Origin of the sequence: Parabacteroides sp. AF27-14, from assembly GCF_003635425.1 — a bacterium.
GTDB classification, from domain to species: Bacteria; Bacteroidota; Bacteroidia; order Bacteroidales; family Tannerellaceae; genus Parabacteroides; species Parabacteroides distasonis.
Genome location: NZ_QTLZ01000028.1, coordinates 927 through 17,398 on the forward strand (window position 1 = coordinate 927; position 16,472 = coordinate 17,398).

15 protein-coding genes and 3 tRNA genes are annotated in these 16,472 nt (G+C 43.6%); 9 read left to right on the forward strand and 9 right to left on the reverse strand.

Going from position 1 to position 16,472, the window contains the following annotated elements; all coding sequences use genetic code 11:
* Positions 1-79: 79 nt before the first annotated feature.
* The 5 genes from DWY79_RS19695 to recO all read right to left on the reverse strand — a co-directional run bounded on the left by DWY79_RS19695 (position 80) and on the right by recO (position 4,206).
* Positions 80-415, reverse strand: coding sequence for a helix-turn-helix domain-containing protein (locus DWY79_RS19695; protein WP_226769867.1), 336 nt, complete (start codon positions 413-415; stop codon positions 80-82).
* 38 nt (positions 416-453) lie between these two features.
* Positions 454-1,710 (reverse strand): hypothetical protein, encoded by a 1,257-nt coding sequence (locus DWY79_RS19700; RefSeq protein WP_130882571.1) that lies wholly within the window; start codon positions 1,708-1,710, stop codon positions 454-456.
* 12 nt (positions 1,711-1,722) lie between these two features.
* On the reverse strand, positions 1,723-3,024 hold the full coding sequence (locus tag DWY79_RS19705; protein ID WP_122103703.1) for a site-specific integrase: 1,302 nt from the start codon (positions 3,022-3,024) through the stop codon (positions 1,723-1,725).
* 197 nt (positions 3,025-3,221) lie between these two features.
* A tRNA-Arg gene (locus DWY79_RS19710) sits at positions 3,222-3,293 on the reverse strand.
* A 187-nt stretch (positions 3,294-3,480) separates the two neighbouring features.
* A complete protein-coding gene (gene recO, locus DWY79_RS19715) occupies positions 3,481-4,206 on the reverse strand; it encodes a DNA repair protein RecO (RefSeq protein ID WP_122370154.1) in 726 nt (241 codons plus the stop codon).
* A 77-nt stretch (positions 4,207-4,283) separates the two neighbouring features.
* Here recO and DWY79_RS19720 point away from each other — a divergent pair, with 77 nt between their 5' ends.
* The 9 genes from DWY79_RS19720 (at position 4,284) to DWY79_RS19760 (ending at position 12,533) form a co-directional block, all read left to right on the forward strand.
* Complete coding sequence (locus DWY79_RS19720; protein WP_005867604.1) at positions 4,284-4,688, forward strand: DUF2721 domain-containing protein; 405 nt, start codon at positions 4,284-4,286, stop codon at positions 4,686-4,688.
* A 116-nt stretch (positions 4,689-4,804) separates the two neighbouring features.
* A tRNA-Glu gene (locus DWY79_RS19725) sits at positions 4,805-4,876 on the forward strand.
* Positions 4,877-4,917: 41 nt separating this feature from the next.
* Entirely contained in the window at positions 4,918-5,172 is a 255-nt protein-coding gene (rpsT, locus tag DWY79_RS19730) for a 30S ribosomal protein S20 (protein WP_005859369.1), read from the forward strand.
* Between the two features lie 68 nt (positions 5,173-5,240).
* Positions 5,241-5,315 (forward strand) — tRNA-Glu (locus DWY79_RS19735).
* 171 nt (positions 5,316-5,486) lie between these two features.
* On the forward strand, positions 5,487-7,442 hold the full coding sequence (gyrB, locus tag DWY79_RS19740; protein ID WP_012056068.1) for a DNA topoisomerase (ATP-hydrolyzing) subunit B: 1,956 nt from the start codon (positions 5,487-5,489) through the stop codon (positions 7,440-7,442).
* Positions 7,435-9,219: a gamma-glutamyl-gamma-aminobutyrate hydrolase family protein gene (locus tag DWY79_RS19745; protein WP_122370156.1), complete on the forward strand. Its 1,785-nt coding sequence runs from the start codon at positions 7,435-7,437 to the stop codon at positions 9,217-9,219. Before gyrB ends, DWY79_RS19745 begins: the two co-directional genes overlap by 8 nt.
* 22 nt (positions 9,220-9,241) lie before the next feature.
* Complete coding sequence (locus DWY79_RS19750; protein WP_008772769.1) at positions 9,242-11,092, forward strand: fused gamma-glutamyl-gamma-aminobutyrate hydrolase/peptidase; 1,851 nt, start codon at positions 9,242-9,244, stop codon at positions 11,090-11,092.
* Positions 11,093-11,105: 13 nt separating this feature from the next.
* Entirely contained in the window at positions 11,106-12,095 is a 990-nt protein-coding gene (locus DWY79_RS19755; RefSeq protein ID WP_122370158.1) for a M28 family peptidase, read from the forward strand.
* A 12-nt stretch (positions 12,096-12,107) separates the two neighbouring features.
* Positions 12,108-12,533, forward strand: coding sequence for a SufE family protein (locus DWY79_RS19760; protein WP_122370160.1), 426 nt, complete (start codon positions 12,108-12,110; stop codon positions 12,531-12,533).
* A 117-nt stretch (positions 12,534-12,650) separates the two neighbouring features.
* Here the strand turns inward: DWY79_RS19760 and DWY79_RS19765 are convergent, their stop codons facing one another.
* The 4 genes from DWY79_RS19765 to DWY79_RS19780 all read right to left on the reverse strand — a co-directional run bounded on the left by DWY79_RS19765 (position 12,651) and on the right by DWY79_RS19780 (position 16,449).
* On the reverse strand, positions 12,651-13,250 hold the full coding sequence (locus DWY79_RS19765; RefSeq protein ID WP_122370162.1) for a ribonuclease HII: 600 nt from the start codon (positions 13,248-13,250) through the stop codon (positions 12,651-12,653).
* Between the two features lie 36 nt (positions 13,251-13,286).
* Positions 13,287-13,685 carry a VanZ family protein gene (locus DWY79_RS19770; protein ID WP_087342206.1) on the reverse strand — a complete coding sequence of 133 codons (399 nt, stop codon included), beginning with the start codon at positions 13,683-13,685 and terminating at the stop codon, positions 13,287-13,289.
* Between the two features lie 2 nt (positions 13,686-13,687).
* Complete coding sequence (locus DWY79_RS19775; protein ID WP_005867594.1) at positions 13,688-14,902, reverse strand: aminotransferase class V-fold PLP-dependent enzyme; 1,215 nt, start codon at positions 14,900-14,902, stop codon at positions 13,688-13,690.
* A gap of 131 nt (positions 14,903-15,033) precedes the next feature.
* Positions 15,034-16,449, reverse strand: coding sequence for an arylsulfatase (locus DWY79_RS19780; protein ID WP_121772668.1), 1,416 nt, complete (start codon positions 16,447-16,449; stop codon positions 15,034-15,036).
* Positions 16,450-16,472 lie beyond the last annotated feature (23 nt).

Consider the following 16,472-nt stretch of genomic DNA (forward strand, 5'->3'; position numbering starts at 1 on the left):
AACCATACTACTATATTCAGTACATGAATCATGTCCTTCCTTACAGCTTGATAGATACACATAGTATTTAGAAGCTATCTCATCCATTCTTACGTCCTCCCTTCTTTCCTTCTAAAGTATTCTCGATATCGGAAATAGCATAAAGGACACGTCTTCCTATTCGTTGAGCGGGAATCATTCCTTGTCTTGTCCAATCGGCCAAAGTTGGCAAAGAAATCCGCAACATCTTCGCAGCCTCCGTACGAGTAAGAAGCCGGATAGAATCTTCGCTCTTCTGAAGCTTTAGATCATCTAATATATCATCTAATACTTTACGTACTACAGCTTCAATATCTGAAAGTGAAGCCTGTTGGATTAATATACTTTGTTTCATTAACAAATAATTTAAATTAATGGCACAAAGTTTATCAATCACACATTTCCACTTTTTCCATTATTTCCAAATGGAAATAACTATTTAGAGAAATGAGCACAAATAAGCTTAAAATTCGAGATTTCTTCTTTCGAAAGTCCTTCAATCCCCTTTTTCTCTATCTCACGTAAATTTCTCTCAGTAACACTATTTTCTCCTATTGACGCTTTACTAACTACGACATTAAAATAGTCATAAAAGATGCGTGCTACAATTATCATTTTACTATATCTAAGAATCTCCTGGTCTTTCATGAATATTATTAATTTGGCCAAATGATTCTTCGTCTTATGGACATACCGCTGTTCTCTTACGATATTAAACTCCTCCAGTTTCTCTATCAGTTTATGTACAACATCCTCGTTATAGCCGTTAAATAGGTTGTAGAACCTATCTTCCTTATATGATGATTTATCGCCACCCTTATCAGAAACATTTGACAGTTCACTTTGAGAGTAATTCAACGGTTCTTTTTGAGAAACACCCGACGAATCATCAAGAATATCATTTTCACCATAGCTTGATGACCTATCGCTACCCTTATCAGAAACATTTGACAGTTCACTTTGAGAGTAATTCAACGGTTCTTTTTGAGAAATATCCAACGAATTATCATGAATATCACTTTCACCATAGCTTGATGATCTATCGCTACCGTTATCAGAAACATTTGACAGTTCACTTTGAGAGTAATTCAATAGTTCATCTTGAGAATCATCTGACGAATCATCAATAATATCACTTTCACTATAAATACATCTTTGTACCCCTATCGTATCAGAATGGGGTTTGAAGAACTTTAACCAATAGCAAAAGAACGTACCATGCCTTTTTTGGCAATCAATTAGAACATTTCGCAAATTAATATCATATCGTTCAAAAGCTTCTGTGACATCTGAGAAGAAAATTGGTATAACAAACTTTTGAAATACTTTGGAATGAAAAATGGGATGATTTAGCTGTATTTCATATAAACGCTGTAATATTTCCTCCGCATAGACCATTCTAGCTTTAGGATCCATCCCTAACAATCGAGATTTTATCGCATCTACATATTTTACACGTAATTTCTCACAATGTTGACCAACCGCAAAAGTTAAACCCAAATTCACACAAGCCTCATTCGATCTATTGTCCGAATCATCAGAGTATGCAATATCGTTATTGATATTATTATCAACAGAAACAAACAAATCTTTCCCATCAATGATTTTAGTTCTGGGGTCATAGATATACTCTTCCCCAAATTTATGTATAACATCTAGAATATCATCACAATACGATCTTACATTTTCCATAAAAATAATCAATTAGCAAGTTACTATCTGATTAAAAAATTCATGTCCTTTCAACTGTATAGCATTCTCCTTCTCCGAGATCTTAATATACTTCATGAATGAAGATTCCGTCTTGTGTCCCGTTATCTTCATTATACTAATGGGTGGCAATCCTGCTAAATAAGCATTCGTGGCAAAAGAACGCCGAGCCGTGTGACTCGTTACAAGATCATATTTAGGCTTCGTTTCAGCATAAGTTAAAGTACCTTTTGTTCTTTGCAATAAGATTGGCTCATTAATCTCAGCCTTCTTCGCAATCTCTTTGATATAATCATTAAATTTTTGATTTGAAGGAACACGAGGCAACTCATTATCATATTTCTGCAATATCTGCCGAACTATCGCATGCAAAGGGATAACTACAGTCCTACCGGTTTTCACAGTCTTTATAGTAATTACACTCTCTACATTATCAATATTATCAGAACTCAACAAAGACAAATCACTAAAACGTAATCCTGTACAGCAGCCTATCAAAAACAAATCCCGAACCCGATCCAATCGAGGTTCATCACTTAAGTCACACTTATAGATTTTCTTTAGCTCATCACTATTGAGGTAGACAGAATAGGTTTCCTCTTTAGGCTTACTAAAACGCTTCTTTTTGAAATCCATATTTGTATGTAGATTACGTTCATAAGCCTCATTCATAAACATTTTCAAATCCTTTATACGAGCACCAACCGTATTTGGAGAATAACCTTTATTCGTTAAATATTCAACAAATGACAAATAAAAATCCAAGTCTACATTCTCAAATTGTAGCCTTTTCCCTGTTAATGCAATATACCCCTCAATCTCACGAGCTGTTTGCTTATACCCCTTCACAGTATTAGGTTTCTTATCAGTTTTCTCTATAAAGGATTTGACAAAACAAAGTAAATCCTTGACATCTCTATCCGGTTCTATCTCCTTGTAACCTTTAAATATCTTATCCAACTCCTTTGTTAGTAGCTCATTCGTTGGCTGGATACCGTCATTCTCCAACCGACGTAGCACATCTTTAGCCGTAACTTCGATATTATCCAAAGCCGCTTTCAGTTCTCTATACTCACCAGCGTTCATCCGGTGATTCCTCGCTGTAGGAGCGATCGGAGCACCAACTTTCGTATCCCATCTTTCCGGCAAAATTGTCTCATTAGTATAATACTTCAACGGTAAGTACTTTTTCTTCCCATCGGGTAAAATAGTATATGCACCGTAATTCATCAGAAAAAAAATAGCGGTAGGCTTATCTGACTTCGGACGTGTCAAATAGAATTTTACTGTTGCCATAATATATCTGTTTATTTAACTTACGCAAATATAGACAATATTTTATCGACAAAACAAGGATGCGGTAAGAATTGCGGTAAGAAAAAATCTTCTTTTATTTATTTTCTCTTTACAAAAACGATATACAAAACACTCAAAAGTCAAATATAACTCGCTATCTATTAATAAAATAAGATAAAAAGAAAGAAGGATAAAAGTAGTCTCGCCGGGAATCGAACCCGGATCTAAAGTTTAGGAAACTTCTATTCTATCCGTTGAACTACAAGACCAACTCTTTTGAGATTGCAAAAGTATAATCTTTTCCTCAAATAGGCAACCGTTATCGGATGTTTTTCCCGCCTATCCGGAAGCTTCTCATTATTTCCGAAAAAACATGTACGTGTTTCCGGAAAAACATGTACGTCTTTTTCAAAAAACACGTACGTGTTTTCAAGAGCTAATATAACATCAAATAGATCAATCAAATAAGCTTTGCATCACCGATAACGATTTGATTTCCGGAAAATCCGGGAGATGTAGACGGTAATACTCAAGAATACGATGAATAATACGGACCCGCTCTTGCCGGGAAAAACCATAAAGCGACATATTCTCAAAACTGATACGCAGCAAACGGGAAAAGAAAGCGCTCTCCACCTTATTTAAATAATGCCGATGCATCGGGATATGATCCGTAAACACCCCATTCAACATATCGAAATAATATCCCACCCTATGCGATTCCATATTCGGGAAAATACCGAGATGGTGGAGAAGACCTAACAAGAAAACCATATGAAAATTAGCGATACCCTTATCCGCATACTCCAATAGATGTATGGACTCGTATAAATAATCAAATAAACGGGGATCCGACTCCGTATCTTTCACGACCCTAAAAAGAACCTCCGAGAGGAAAAGCGCCAATACATTCTTAACCGGATCACAACAAACATCATTCAGCGGAAAACAAATGCGGGTCTCCTTAATCCGGTGCAAGTCCCGCTTATTCAAGTGCTCCACCTCCATTTCCAGAACGGACAAAGGTATAAACAAAGCCTTCGACACCGTGCTTTTCTTCCCACGGCTACGACTAACCAGATACGAGGCCTGGCCAAACGCCTCCGTATACATATATATAATAGAATATTTATCATTGTAAGGGATCGTATGCAAGACAATCCCCCTCGTTTTACACAACATAATTCGTATCTTTGCGACGATGATTAAGAACAAAGATACTCAAATTAACGTTATACATATAATTAAAGTATAGAATTATGTTGGACTTAACGACCCCTTCTTTATTATTTTCCGCCATATCATTGATATTGCTGGCCTATACGAATCGCTTCCTTTCATACGCCAGCGTAGTGCGCGCCTTGAAAGAAAAGCATCAGCAAACCCATGACCCCAAGGATATCGCCCAGATAGCGAACCTGCGGAAAAGGCTCTATCTGACCCGTTCCATGCAAATATTAGGAATACTCAGTTTGCTGCTCTGCGTGATCGCTATGTTCTTCATTTATGTATCGTGGCAGATTTTCGCCGCATGGATATTTGGCATAGCCTTATTGCTATTAGCGGCGTCGTTATGTGTATGTATCTGGGAAATAAATATTTCCGTTAAAGCCTTGGAAATTCATCTGGAAGATATAAGTTCTAAAGAGAAGTTAAAACAGTGAGTAGTATTAAATTTTCCTTCGAAATGTTTTGCCAGTTCGGAGAGATCGTCTATCTTTGCACTCGCAATCGGGAAATCACTTTCTTAGAACGCTATAAGTGAGAGCTTTGACATTTTGGCCCATTCGTCTATCGGCTAGGACGCAAGATTTTCATTCTTGAAAGAGGGGTTCGATTCCCCTATGGGCTACAATAAACAGGATTAAAAAACAATAAAGAGAAGATCGAGAAATGGCAAATCATAAGTCATCAATCAAGAGAATCAGACAGACAAACGCAAGACGTTTGCGTAACAGATATTACGCAAAGACAGCTAGAAACGCTATGAAAGTTTTGCGCGCTACTGAAGACAAGAATGAGGCACAGGCTTTGTTCCCTAAGGTATGCTCTATGTTGGATAAGCTTGCAAAAAAGAACGTTATCCACAAGAACAAGGCCGGTAATCTGAAATCTAAGTTGGCTAAGCACGTTAACGCGCTAGCATAAGCAGAAGGTAATTACTTTTACAAGTATAAAGCCGGACTCTCAATAAGCCCGGCTTTTTTAAACCTAATGGCCCATTCGTCTATCGGCTAGGACGCAAGATTTTCATTCTTGAAAGAGGGGTTCGATTCCCCTATGGGCTACCAACCAAAAGGAGAGAGATAAGTTCATGGCTTATCTCTCTCCTTTTTTATTATACCCGTCCTTTTTTCGCTATTTTCACATCCCCCACTTCGCTATCTCGATAAAAATCACTACATTTGTTAGATTTTTTTTGAGGACATAGATAATTACAGATTTTAAAGAAAGATAAACTCATGAGTGAAGAAATTAAGAATACTTCTACAGAGTACTCCGCAGATAGTATTCAAGTACTTGAAGGGTTAGAGGCAGTACGAAAAAGGCCATCCATGTATATTGGCGATACCAGCGAGAAAGGTCTCCATCACTTAGTGTATGAGGTCGTAGATAACTCCATAGACGAAGCGCTAGCCGGATATTGTACATACATCGACGTGGTAATCAATGAGGACAACTCGATCACGGTTACCGACGACGGCCGTGGTATCCCCGTGGATATTCATGAGAAAGAAGGTAAATCAGCCTTGGAGGTAGTATTGACGGTGCTGCACGCCGGCGGTAAGTTCGACAAGGGAACCTATAAAGTATCCGGTGGTTTGCACGGTGTGGGTGTATCTTGCGTAAACGCCCTCTCTACTTATCTGAAAGCGGAAGTTCGCAGGAACGGCAAAGTACATATGCAGGAGTTCTCTTGCGGAAAGCCGTTGCACGACGTACAGGTTATCGATAATACGGATAAAACAGGTACTACGATCTCTTTCAAGCCGGACGGTTCTATCTTTACGGTCACGGAATACAAGTATGATATCTTGGCTACCCGTTTGCGTGAATTAGCGTTCTTGAACGCTGGTATTACGCTACGTCTGACAGATAAGCGAGTTCTGAAAGAAGACGGTTCATTCAAGTCCGAGGTATTCCATTCGGATGAGGGATTGAAAGAGTTTGTCCGCTATATCGACCGTTCTAAAGAGAAACTGATTCCAGACGTAATCCATATCGTTACCGAGAAGCAGGGTATCCCTGTCGAGGTGGCGTTAACTTATAATACTTCTTACAACGAGAGCGTATTCTCTTACGTAAATGATATTAACACGATAGAAGGTGGTACACACTTAGCCGGTTTCCGCCGTGGTCTGACCCGTACATTGAAAAAGTACGCCGAGGATTCTAAATTATTGGAGAAAGCCAAGGTGGAGATTCAAGGGGATGACTTCCGTGAAGGTTTGACCGCCGTTATCTCTATCAAGGTAGCCGAGCCTCAGTTTGAGGGACAGACAAAGACGAAGCTGGGTAATAGCGAGGTTACCGGTGCAGTGGATATGGCGATCGGCGAGGCGTTAGGCTATTATTTGGAAGAACATCCGAAAGAGGCGAAAATAATCGTCGACAAGGTGATCTTGGCCGCTCAAGCCCGTCATGCCGCTCGTAAGGCTCGCGAATTGGTACAACGCAAATCTCCGCTGACAGGAGGTGGACTTCCCGGTAAATTGGCGGACTGTTCCTCTAAAGACGCGTCGATCTGCGAATTGTTCCTTGTCGAGGGAGACTCCGCAGGTGGTACGGCTAAGCAAGGACGCGACCGTAACTTCCAAGCGATCCTACCATTGCGCGGTAAGATATTGAACGTGGAGAAAGCGATGGATCATAAGATCTTCGAAAGCGAGGAAATCCAGAACATCTATCGCGCGATGGGCGTAACCGTCGGTACGGAGGATGACCCGAAAGCGTTGAACATGGAGAAGCTGCGTTACCACAAGGTGATTATCATGACCGATGCCGATGTGGACGGTAGCCACATCGCCACATTGATCTTGACCTTCTTCTTCCGCCGTATGCGTTCCTTGATCGAGAACGGATATGTGTATCTGGCGACTCCTCCCCTCTATTTGTGTAAGAAAGGTAAGGTTGAGGAATATTGCTGGACCGAGCAACAACGTCAGCAGTTCATCTTAAAATATGGAGGAGGCAACGAGAACTCGATCCATACACAACGATACAAAGGTTTGGGAGAAATGAACGACCATCAATTGTGGGATACGACCATGAACCCGGAAAACCGTACGTTAAAGCAGATCACGATCGACAACGCAGCCGAGGCTGACCAAATCTTCGCCATGTTGATGGGTGAAGACGTAGGCCCTCGCCGCGAGTTTATCGAGGAAAACGCTACATATGCTAACATAGATGCTTAAAATCATGAAAGTCCGTCGTCCGAATCTAGAGGCCCTATACAAAGAAGTTGATAATTATATACCGGCTAAAGAAAGCCTTCAACCTCCCCGAATAGGAATATCCGCTAACCGGAGAGACGGACTTTCCTGTATAGCCGAGACCTACGTGCAAGCCGTGCTGGACGCGGGGGGAGCCCCGGTACTTATCCCAGTGATCACGGATCTGAAAGCATTGACCGTACTGGTTTCCGAACTAGACGGATTGGTTATGAGCGGGGGTGGAGACATCAATCCGCTCTATTTGCATGAGGAGCCTATCCCGCAATTGCAAGACGTAGATACGCTACGTGACGAATACGATTTGATCTTGCTTCGCTTGGCCGCTAACCGACAAATTCCGATCATGGGTATTTGCCGGGGGCATCAGATCATGAATGTAGCGTTCGGAGGAAGTGTCTATCAAGACATCCATTCACAAGCCGATCACCCGCTATTGAAACACAGCCAGACATTGGCGCGGGAATATCCGTCGCATACGGTAACTCTCGAACCGGGAACGAACCAGCTACGCACTATTTTCAATGGAGAAAAACAAATCCTTGTCAACTCTTTCCACCATCAAGCGGTAAAAGAGGTCGCCCCCGGATTTACGGCGACAGCGACCGCCCCGGATGGAATCAATGAGGCTATGGAACATACGGAGAAAACGATATTCGGTGTACAATGGCATCCGGAGGCCATGGCTCCGCAAGGGGATGAGGCCATGAAAGCCCTATTCGCTTACCATATCGAGAATGCCCGCCGTTTCGCGAAAGCCAAAGCGATCCATCAACGGATCGTGACGATCGATTCCCATACAGATACCCCGATGATCTTTCCCGGTGAATTTAATATCGGGGAGAAAGAAGGAGGGAAAGTGAATCTTCCTTTTATGGAAGAAGGGCGTATCGACGCGACCTTTATGGTCGCCTATATCCCGCAAGGTAAACGAGATGAGGCATCCTTACAGGCAGCGACAGCGTATGCGATAGAACGGCTGAATCAAGTAAAACGCCAGCAAACCTTACATCCGGACCGGATGGTTATAGCGACTACCCCCCAAGAGATCCGGACGATTAAGGCGCAAGGGAAAAAAGCGATCTGCCTCGGCATCGAGAACGGGTACGCTTTAGGGAAGCAGATCGAAAACCTACGGATGTTCAAGGATATGGGAGTTTCTTATATCACCTTATGCCATAATGGGGATAACGATATTTGTGATTCCGCTAGAGGAAAACAGGAATGGAAAGGACTAAGTCCTTTCGGTAAGGAAGTGGTAAAAGAGATGAACCGATTAGGAATCATGGTTGATATCTCGCATGCGGCGGAAAGTACCTTTTATCAGGTACTGGAAGTGAGCGAGACACCAATCATAGCCTCCCACTCTTCCGCACGTGCGCTTTGCGATCATCCTCGCAATTTAACGGATGATCAACTGAAAGCGCTGGCCGCTCAAGGGGGTGTCGCCCAAATCTGCCTATACAAAGGATTCATCAATAAGGAAGAGGACAAAGCTTCTTTAAGCGACGCTATCCGCCATATCAATCATATCGTGGATTTAATCGGTATCGATCATGTAGGAATCGGCTCGGATTTTGACGGAGACGGGGAACTGATCGGTTGCTCGGCTACCAACGAGTTGATTAACATTACCGTCCGACTTTTAGAAGAAGGATATACGGAAGAAGATATACGGAAAATATGGGGTGGAAACTTGCTAAGGGTTATGACCGCTATACAAGATTTCCCAAACAAATAGCAAACGAAAACAACTACATATTATGAAAAAGATCTTATACACAGCAATATGCGCCTGTAGTATCTTATGTGGAGCACAGGCACAGACACCCGGATCGGAAGTACCCAACTTAAAAAAGCTATATGAGTTGACAGACTCTTGCGATGTAAACGTGCGGGCACGATTCTCCCCATTGATCGGGATTTCCGCTAGTATCTCCAATGGTGCTTCCCGGGTGGGGGCCACCTATATCCAATCCATCGTAAAGGCAGGGGGAACTCCGGTTATCATCCCGGCTGTTACTGACGGTAAGGTACTCAGAAATATCGTATCGAATTTAGACGGGCTAGTTCTTATAGGAGGAGCGGATGTAAACCCTCTATGGTATGAGGAGGAGCCTCGGGAAAAGCTGGAGGAAGTCGATCCGGTACGCGATTTGTATGAGTTGAAACTAATCAAGATGGCTACCGACCAAAATATTCCCGTCTTAGGCATATGCCGGGGATTGCAACTGTTGAATGTAGCGTTTGGCGGTACGCTTTACCAAGACATCCCCTCACAACGTGGCGATCATTCTGTCAAGCATAGGCAAGATTTACCCAGTTCGTATGGCTCACACCGTGTCTTTGTTGACGCGAACTCACAGCTAGCCACTATTCTAGGGAAAGATACCTTAGCCGTAAACTCTCTTCATCATCAAGCGATCAAGGAGTTGGCGCCTATCTTCAAGGCTACCGCTTATGCGCCCGACAGTATTATCGAGGCTATCGACGCTTATCCGAACCGATCCATCATGGGAGTTCAATGGCATCCAGAAGCATTGACTTACGGAGGCGACACTACGATGTTAAAGATATTCCACCATCTGATAGGAAAGGCCGAGACTTTCCACCAAGCCAAAGAGATGCACAAGCATTTCCTTTCCGTAGATACACATACCGATACTCCTTTCTGGTTTAAACGTGCCGGATTCAGCATCGCCGACCGGGAACGTAACCGGGTAAACATCCCTAAGATGCAAGAAGGGAAACTAGACGGGGTGTTCCTTGCGGCCTTCATCGGACAAGGTAAACGTGATGAGGCCTCTTTACAAGAAGCCGTACAAAAAGTAACAGGCTTGATCGAAGGTATTCGCAAGCAAGCTGAATTGAATAAGGATTTATGTGGCATCGCCGTTACGAACCAAGACTTCATCCGCTTGAAGAATGAAGGGAAAAAAGCGTTCTTTATCGGTATAGAGAATGGATACGGCATTGGTAAGGATCTGGCGAATATCGCTAAGTTCAAGGCGATGGGTGTCAATTATATCACGCTCTGCCACTCCTACGATAACGATATTTGCGACTCATCCACCCATACCAAGAAAGAATGGGACGGTTTAAGTCCGTTTGGCGAAGAGGTCGTGAAAGAGATGAATCGCCAAGGTATCATGGTGGATATGTCTCATGCCTCTGAGAAGGCATTTTGGGATGTTATCAAATTGTCCAAGGCCCCGATCATCTGCTCGCATTCCTCATCCATGGCGATGTGCAAGCACGACCGTAACCTGACCGACGAACAACTAAAGGCCCTTGCCCAAAATGGAGGCGTAGCGCAAGTTTGCTTGCTCGACCGCTATATCAATGAGGATTATAAAAACGCGAGCCTTACCGACGCGATCGAACATATCGATCATATGGTGAAAGTCGCCGGTATCGATCATGTAGGTATCGGCTCTGATTTTGATGGCGGTGGCGGAATTATCGGTTGCGAAAGTGACAACGATTTCATACAGATCACTGTTAAATTAATAGAGAAAGGATATACAGAGGAAGATATCGCCAAGATATGGGGTGGAAACTTGATGCGTGTATTAGACGAGGTTCAAGCGACTGCCTCCGTAAAAACATTATAAACAAAACAGATTTATGATCAGATTATTTTTTGCGTTATTGAGTTTTGCTCTTTTATCATGTGGAGCCAAAGGAACCAAAGAGACAGGTAATATGCCGGAGATCAAAAAACAACCGATCGCCTCAGCTGTTCCCGATTTCAACGCAGACAGCGCTTACGCCTATGTAGCGAACCAAGTCGCTTTTGGTCCCCGTGTACCTAACACGGCGGCTCATAAAGCATGCGGGGATTACTTAGCATCTGAATTGAAGCGCTTTGGCGCCAAAGTCTACCAACAGGAAGCGATACTGACCGCCTACGACGGAACGAAGCTGGAAGCGAGAAACATCATAGGCTCGTTTGATCCGGAGAATAGTAAACGTATTTTACTATTCGCGCATTGGGACAGCCGTCCCTATTCGGACCACGATCCCGATCCTTCCAAGCACCGGACTCCATTGGACGGGGCGGACGATGGCGGTAGCGGCGTAGGTGCCTTATTGGAGATCGCCCGTCAAATCGGACAAAAAGCCCCGGGTATCGGCATCGATATTATTTTCTTCGATGCGGAGGATTATGGTACGCCGGAGTTCGTAACCGATTATACACCGGATAGCTGGTGCCTAGGTACCCAGTTCTGGGCAAAAAATCCGCATGTCCCTAATTATACGGCGGAATACGGAATCTTATTGGATATGGTGGGCGGCAAGAACGCTACGTTTTTCAAGGAGCAACAATCCTTACGTGCGGCAGCCCCGATCGTCGAGATGGTATGGAGCGCGGCCCGCGATCTGGGATATGGCAAATATTTCATTAACGCCACCGGCGGAGCGCTCATAGACGATCACCAATATGTGATTAGCGGACGTAATATCCCGAGTATCGACATCATTAACTACGACCCTGAGTCTAAAACAGGTTTCGCCAGTTATTGGCATACTCAAAAAGATAATATGGAGAATATAGACCGTGAGACTCTAAAAGCTGCCGGTCAAACCGTACTGGAAGTAATATACAATCGATAAAATACTGATAAAATGACAATCAATGAACTTCAAGACAATGTAATCGAAGAATTCTCAGTCTTCGATGATTGGATGGATAAATATGCGTTATTAATAGATCTGGGAAACTCCCTTCCCCCGCTAGATGAGAAATATAAAACGGAAAGTAACTTGATCGAGGGTTGCCAAAGCCGGGTTTGGTTCCAAGCGGATTATGCGGATGGTAAGATTATTTTCCAAGGAGAAAGCGACGCCGTGATCGTAAAAGGTATCGTATCCTTGCTGATACAGATCTTATCGGGCCATACCCCTCAAGAAATCTTGGATGCGGATCTATACTTTATAGACAAGGTAGGATTAAAAGAGCATTTATCCCCTACTCGTTCCAACGGGTTGGTAGCGATGGTGAAGCAAATGCGTCTGTACGCAATGGCTTACCGAGCAAAGGAACAACAATAAAAACAGGTATTTTCACACGTATATAGGCACGAGCCGATACGTATATACGTGTAAGCCTACACCGATATAGGCATAGCCTCATACGTATATACGCATAAGGTTATGCCTATATACGTATTAAAAACCTAGTGTAAGCTGCTCCGGTAACAGTGTGAATGTCTTACGATGATAAGGTGTGATGCCGCATTCCCGGATCGCTTCCCTGTGGGCCTTGGTAGGATAGCCTTTATTGTCCAGCCAATGATAAGCGGGGTATTCCAAGGCCAATTCATTCATATAATCATCCCGATACGTTTTAGCTAATACAGAAGCGGCGGCGATACTCAGGTATTTTCCGTCGCCTTTTACTACGGTCGTATGCGGAATATCGGGATAAGGGGTAAAACGGTTTCCATCGATCAATAAATGTTCTGGAAGTACTTTCAATTGCTCGATCGCACGATGCATGGCCAAGAAAGAGGCTTTCAAAATATTAATCTTATCGATCTCTTCCGGGCTAACGATGCCTACCGCCCAATCGATCGCCTCACGCTCGATAACGGGACGAAGCTTATACCGTTTCTTCTCGCTTAATTGCTTGCTATCGTTTAAATCCTCATTCTTAAAATCTTCCGGAAGAATCACGGCGGCGGCGAATACCGCACCCGCCAAGCAGCCTCTTCCCGCCTCATCACACCCAGCCTCTACACGCCCGGTTTCCATATAGGGTAATAACATATCCCAGTTTATTATTTATCGTATATATAGCTTACATTATTTTTGCTCCTTTACAATCCAAGGGCGAAGCACAAACCAAGCGAATGCCGTAGCGGCGATCACCCCGCAAGTATTCGCCAAGAAATCAAACCAATCCCCACCCCGGTACGTCGTACAATATTCTTGCAATATCTCAATAATCCCACTCATAACGATCGGGCATAAAACCGCCCCGATCCAAGCATGCCATAATACCGTCTCATACTTCCGGTGATTCCGCAAGAACTCCAGCCATAGCATACCCGACATCCCCCCATACATACAGAAATGAACCACCTTGTCCACACCCGGGAATAAAGGGATATCATCCATCTTCGGCGGCTTAAAGAACGACAAGTAAATAACGATCAATATAATCGCCAGTGAAAACGGATATTTCTTAATATAATACATCATACTCAAAACATCTTCCGAACTCGTTCCACACCTGCGATGAACGTATCGATCTCCTCTTTCGTATTATAAAAAGAAAAAGACGCCCGCACCGTACCTTCGATCCCTAAGGCATGCATCAAAGGCTGGGCACAATGATGCCCTGTACGAACCGCTATTCCCAGACGGTCCAGCAACATCCCCATATCGTAATGATGGATATTACCCACCAAAAAAGAAAGCACCGCTCCTTTATGATCCGCTTGTCCGAAAATACGCATCCCTTCGATCGTATTTAATCCAGCGGTCGCATACCGCAAAAGCTCATCCTCATAAGCAGCTATATTCTCTATACCGATCCGGTCTACATACCGCAAGGCTTCCGCCAACGCCGTGCTACCAATATAATCCGGAGTTCCCGCCTCAAACTTAAAGGGAAGCTCATTAAAAGTTGTCTTCTCGAACGAGACCGTAGCGATCATCTCGCCTCCTCCCTGATACGGAGGAAGTTTATCCAACCACTCCTCTTTGCCATACAAGACCCCGATACCCGTCGGTCCGTAAATCTTATGACCAGAGAAAACATAGAACTCCGCATCCAAGTCCTGCACATCCACCTTCATATGCGGAACGGCTTGAGCCCCGTCTACCAACACCGGCACGCCTTGTTCATGAGCGATCTCGATCATCGCCTTTACCGGATTTACCGTACCCAAGACGTTAGACACATGAGTCACGGAAACCAGACGAGTCTTATCCGAGAATAATTTACGATACTCATCCAGATTCAACTCCCCTTTCTCATTCATCGGGATCACCTTCAACGTAATACCTTTCCGGGCCGCTTGTATCTGCCAAGGAACGATATTGGAATGATGCTCCATCACGGACACGATCACCTCATCCCCTGCCGACATACATTCATCCGTAAAGCTGGAAGCGATCAGATTGATGGATTCCGTAGTTCCCCGGGTAAAAATAATCTCATTCGAGGAACGGGCATTCAAGAAATGCTGTACCGTTTTGCGAGCCTCCTCATGCGCCTCTGTCGCCGCTTGGCTCAAGAAATGTACGCCTCGGTGGATATTGGCGTTTACGTTATAATATCCATTCTCTATCTTTTCTACCACTTGACGAGGTTTCTGGGTAGTAGCGCCATTATCAAAATATATCAGCGGTTTATCGTATATCTTATGATCCAAGATCGGAAAGTCTTTTCGGATCGCTTGAACGTCTAACATAGTCTTACTTCTTTTTGTCTTAAAATTACGAGAGCCAAAGATACAAAAAAAAGGCTTTCTCGCTGAAAGAAAGCCTTTTTTATCATTACCTAACAGATATTACGCCTACACTTTATCCTCTACTCGCACGCCTACTTTTCTCTTCCAAAGTCAAAGTACGGAGACTCTGTACGGGCGTTGTCCATTAAGGATACTAGTTCTTTTACCTTATCGGGATACTTCTCCGCTAGATTCGTATCCTCATGTATATCATTACTTAAATCATACAGTTCCAATATAGTTTCACCCACGATCGGTTGCCGGATTAGTTTCCATTTACCGGAGCGCAATGCTTCCCGGCCATTCAACTCGTGAAATTCCCAATATAAATAATTATGGGCCTGTTGATTTTTCTTTGATAACAAGGTTGGTAAGAAAGAGATTCCATCCGTCTGCTCGGGCAAAACCGTACCTGTAAGCTCTGCCAACGTAGGCATGACATCCCAGAATGCGCTTATATGATCCGATTGAGCTCCGGCCTTGATCGTACCCGGGCACCATGCCACCATAGGTATACGGATACCTCCTTCATATACATCCCGTTTGATCCCCCTGAAAGGTCCGTAGCTCTTGAAAAAGTCCGGATCAGCTCCACCCTCATGATGCGGGCCGTTATCGCTGGTAAAAATCACGATCGTATTCTTATCCAAACCCAACTCTTTCAATTCAGCCATTACATCCCCCACGTATTTATCCAACCGGGAGACCATGGCGGCAAAGGAGGCCAAGGGCTTCTCCGAGGTGTTATAACCGCCATACACTTTATCAAACTTACCAATATAAGGAGTCTCCTCGAATGAGTTCTCGTACATCTTATAAATAGAATCATGCGGAAGATTCAATTCCGCATGAGGCAGCGTATAGGTAAGCATCGCGAAGAACGGTTGCTCCTTATGATCCCGGATGAATTTCAAAGCTTGCTCATGAATCAAATCTTGTGAATATGTCTTGCAAGCATTGTTCTCGTTTTCAGGAAAAAGAACCTTCTCCTCATTATGCCATAAATGATCCGGATAGAAGGAATGCGACTGGCGTTGGCAATTATACCCATAAAACTCATCGAAGCCCATCTTATTGGGAATGGAGACAGAGCCCGGATTTCCCAACCCCCATTTACCAAAGATACCGGTCGTATAACCGGCCGATTTCATTAATTTACCCAACGTATAGGTATCTTCCCGCATCGGCTGTTGGCCTTCGGGCGTGATCTCCCGGTTTCCCCGGACTTGCGTATGTCCCGTATGCAATCCGGTCATCAAGGAGCAACGGGAAGGGGCACTCACCGTACATCCGGCATAATGCTGCGTAAACAACATTCCCTCCTTCGCCATCCGGTCTATATTGGGAGTCTTGATAATCTGTTGGCCATAACAGCCAACATCTCCATAGCCTAAATCATCGGCCAAGATATACACAACATTCATAGGACGCTCCGGAGTTTTTTCGCAACCGGACATTCCGATAAGCAGCAATGTCCCGGATATACATAAAGTCAATTGTGTTTTCATATACCTTTAAAATAAATTGAAGT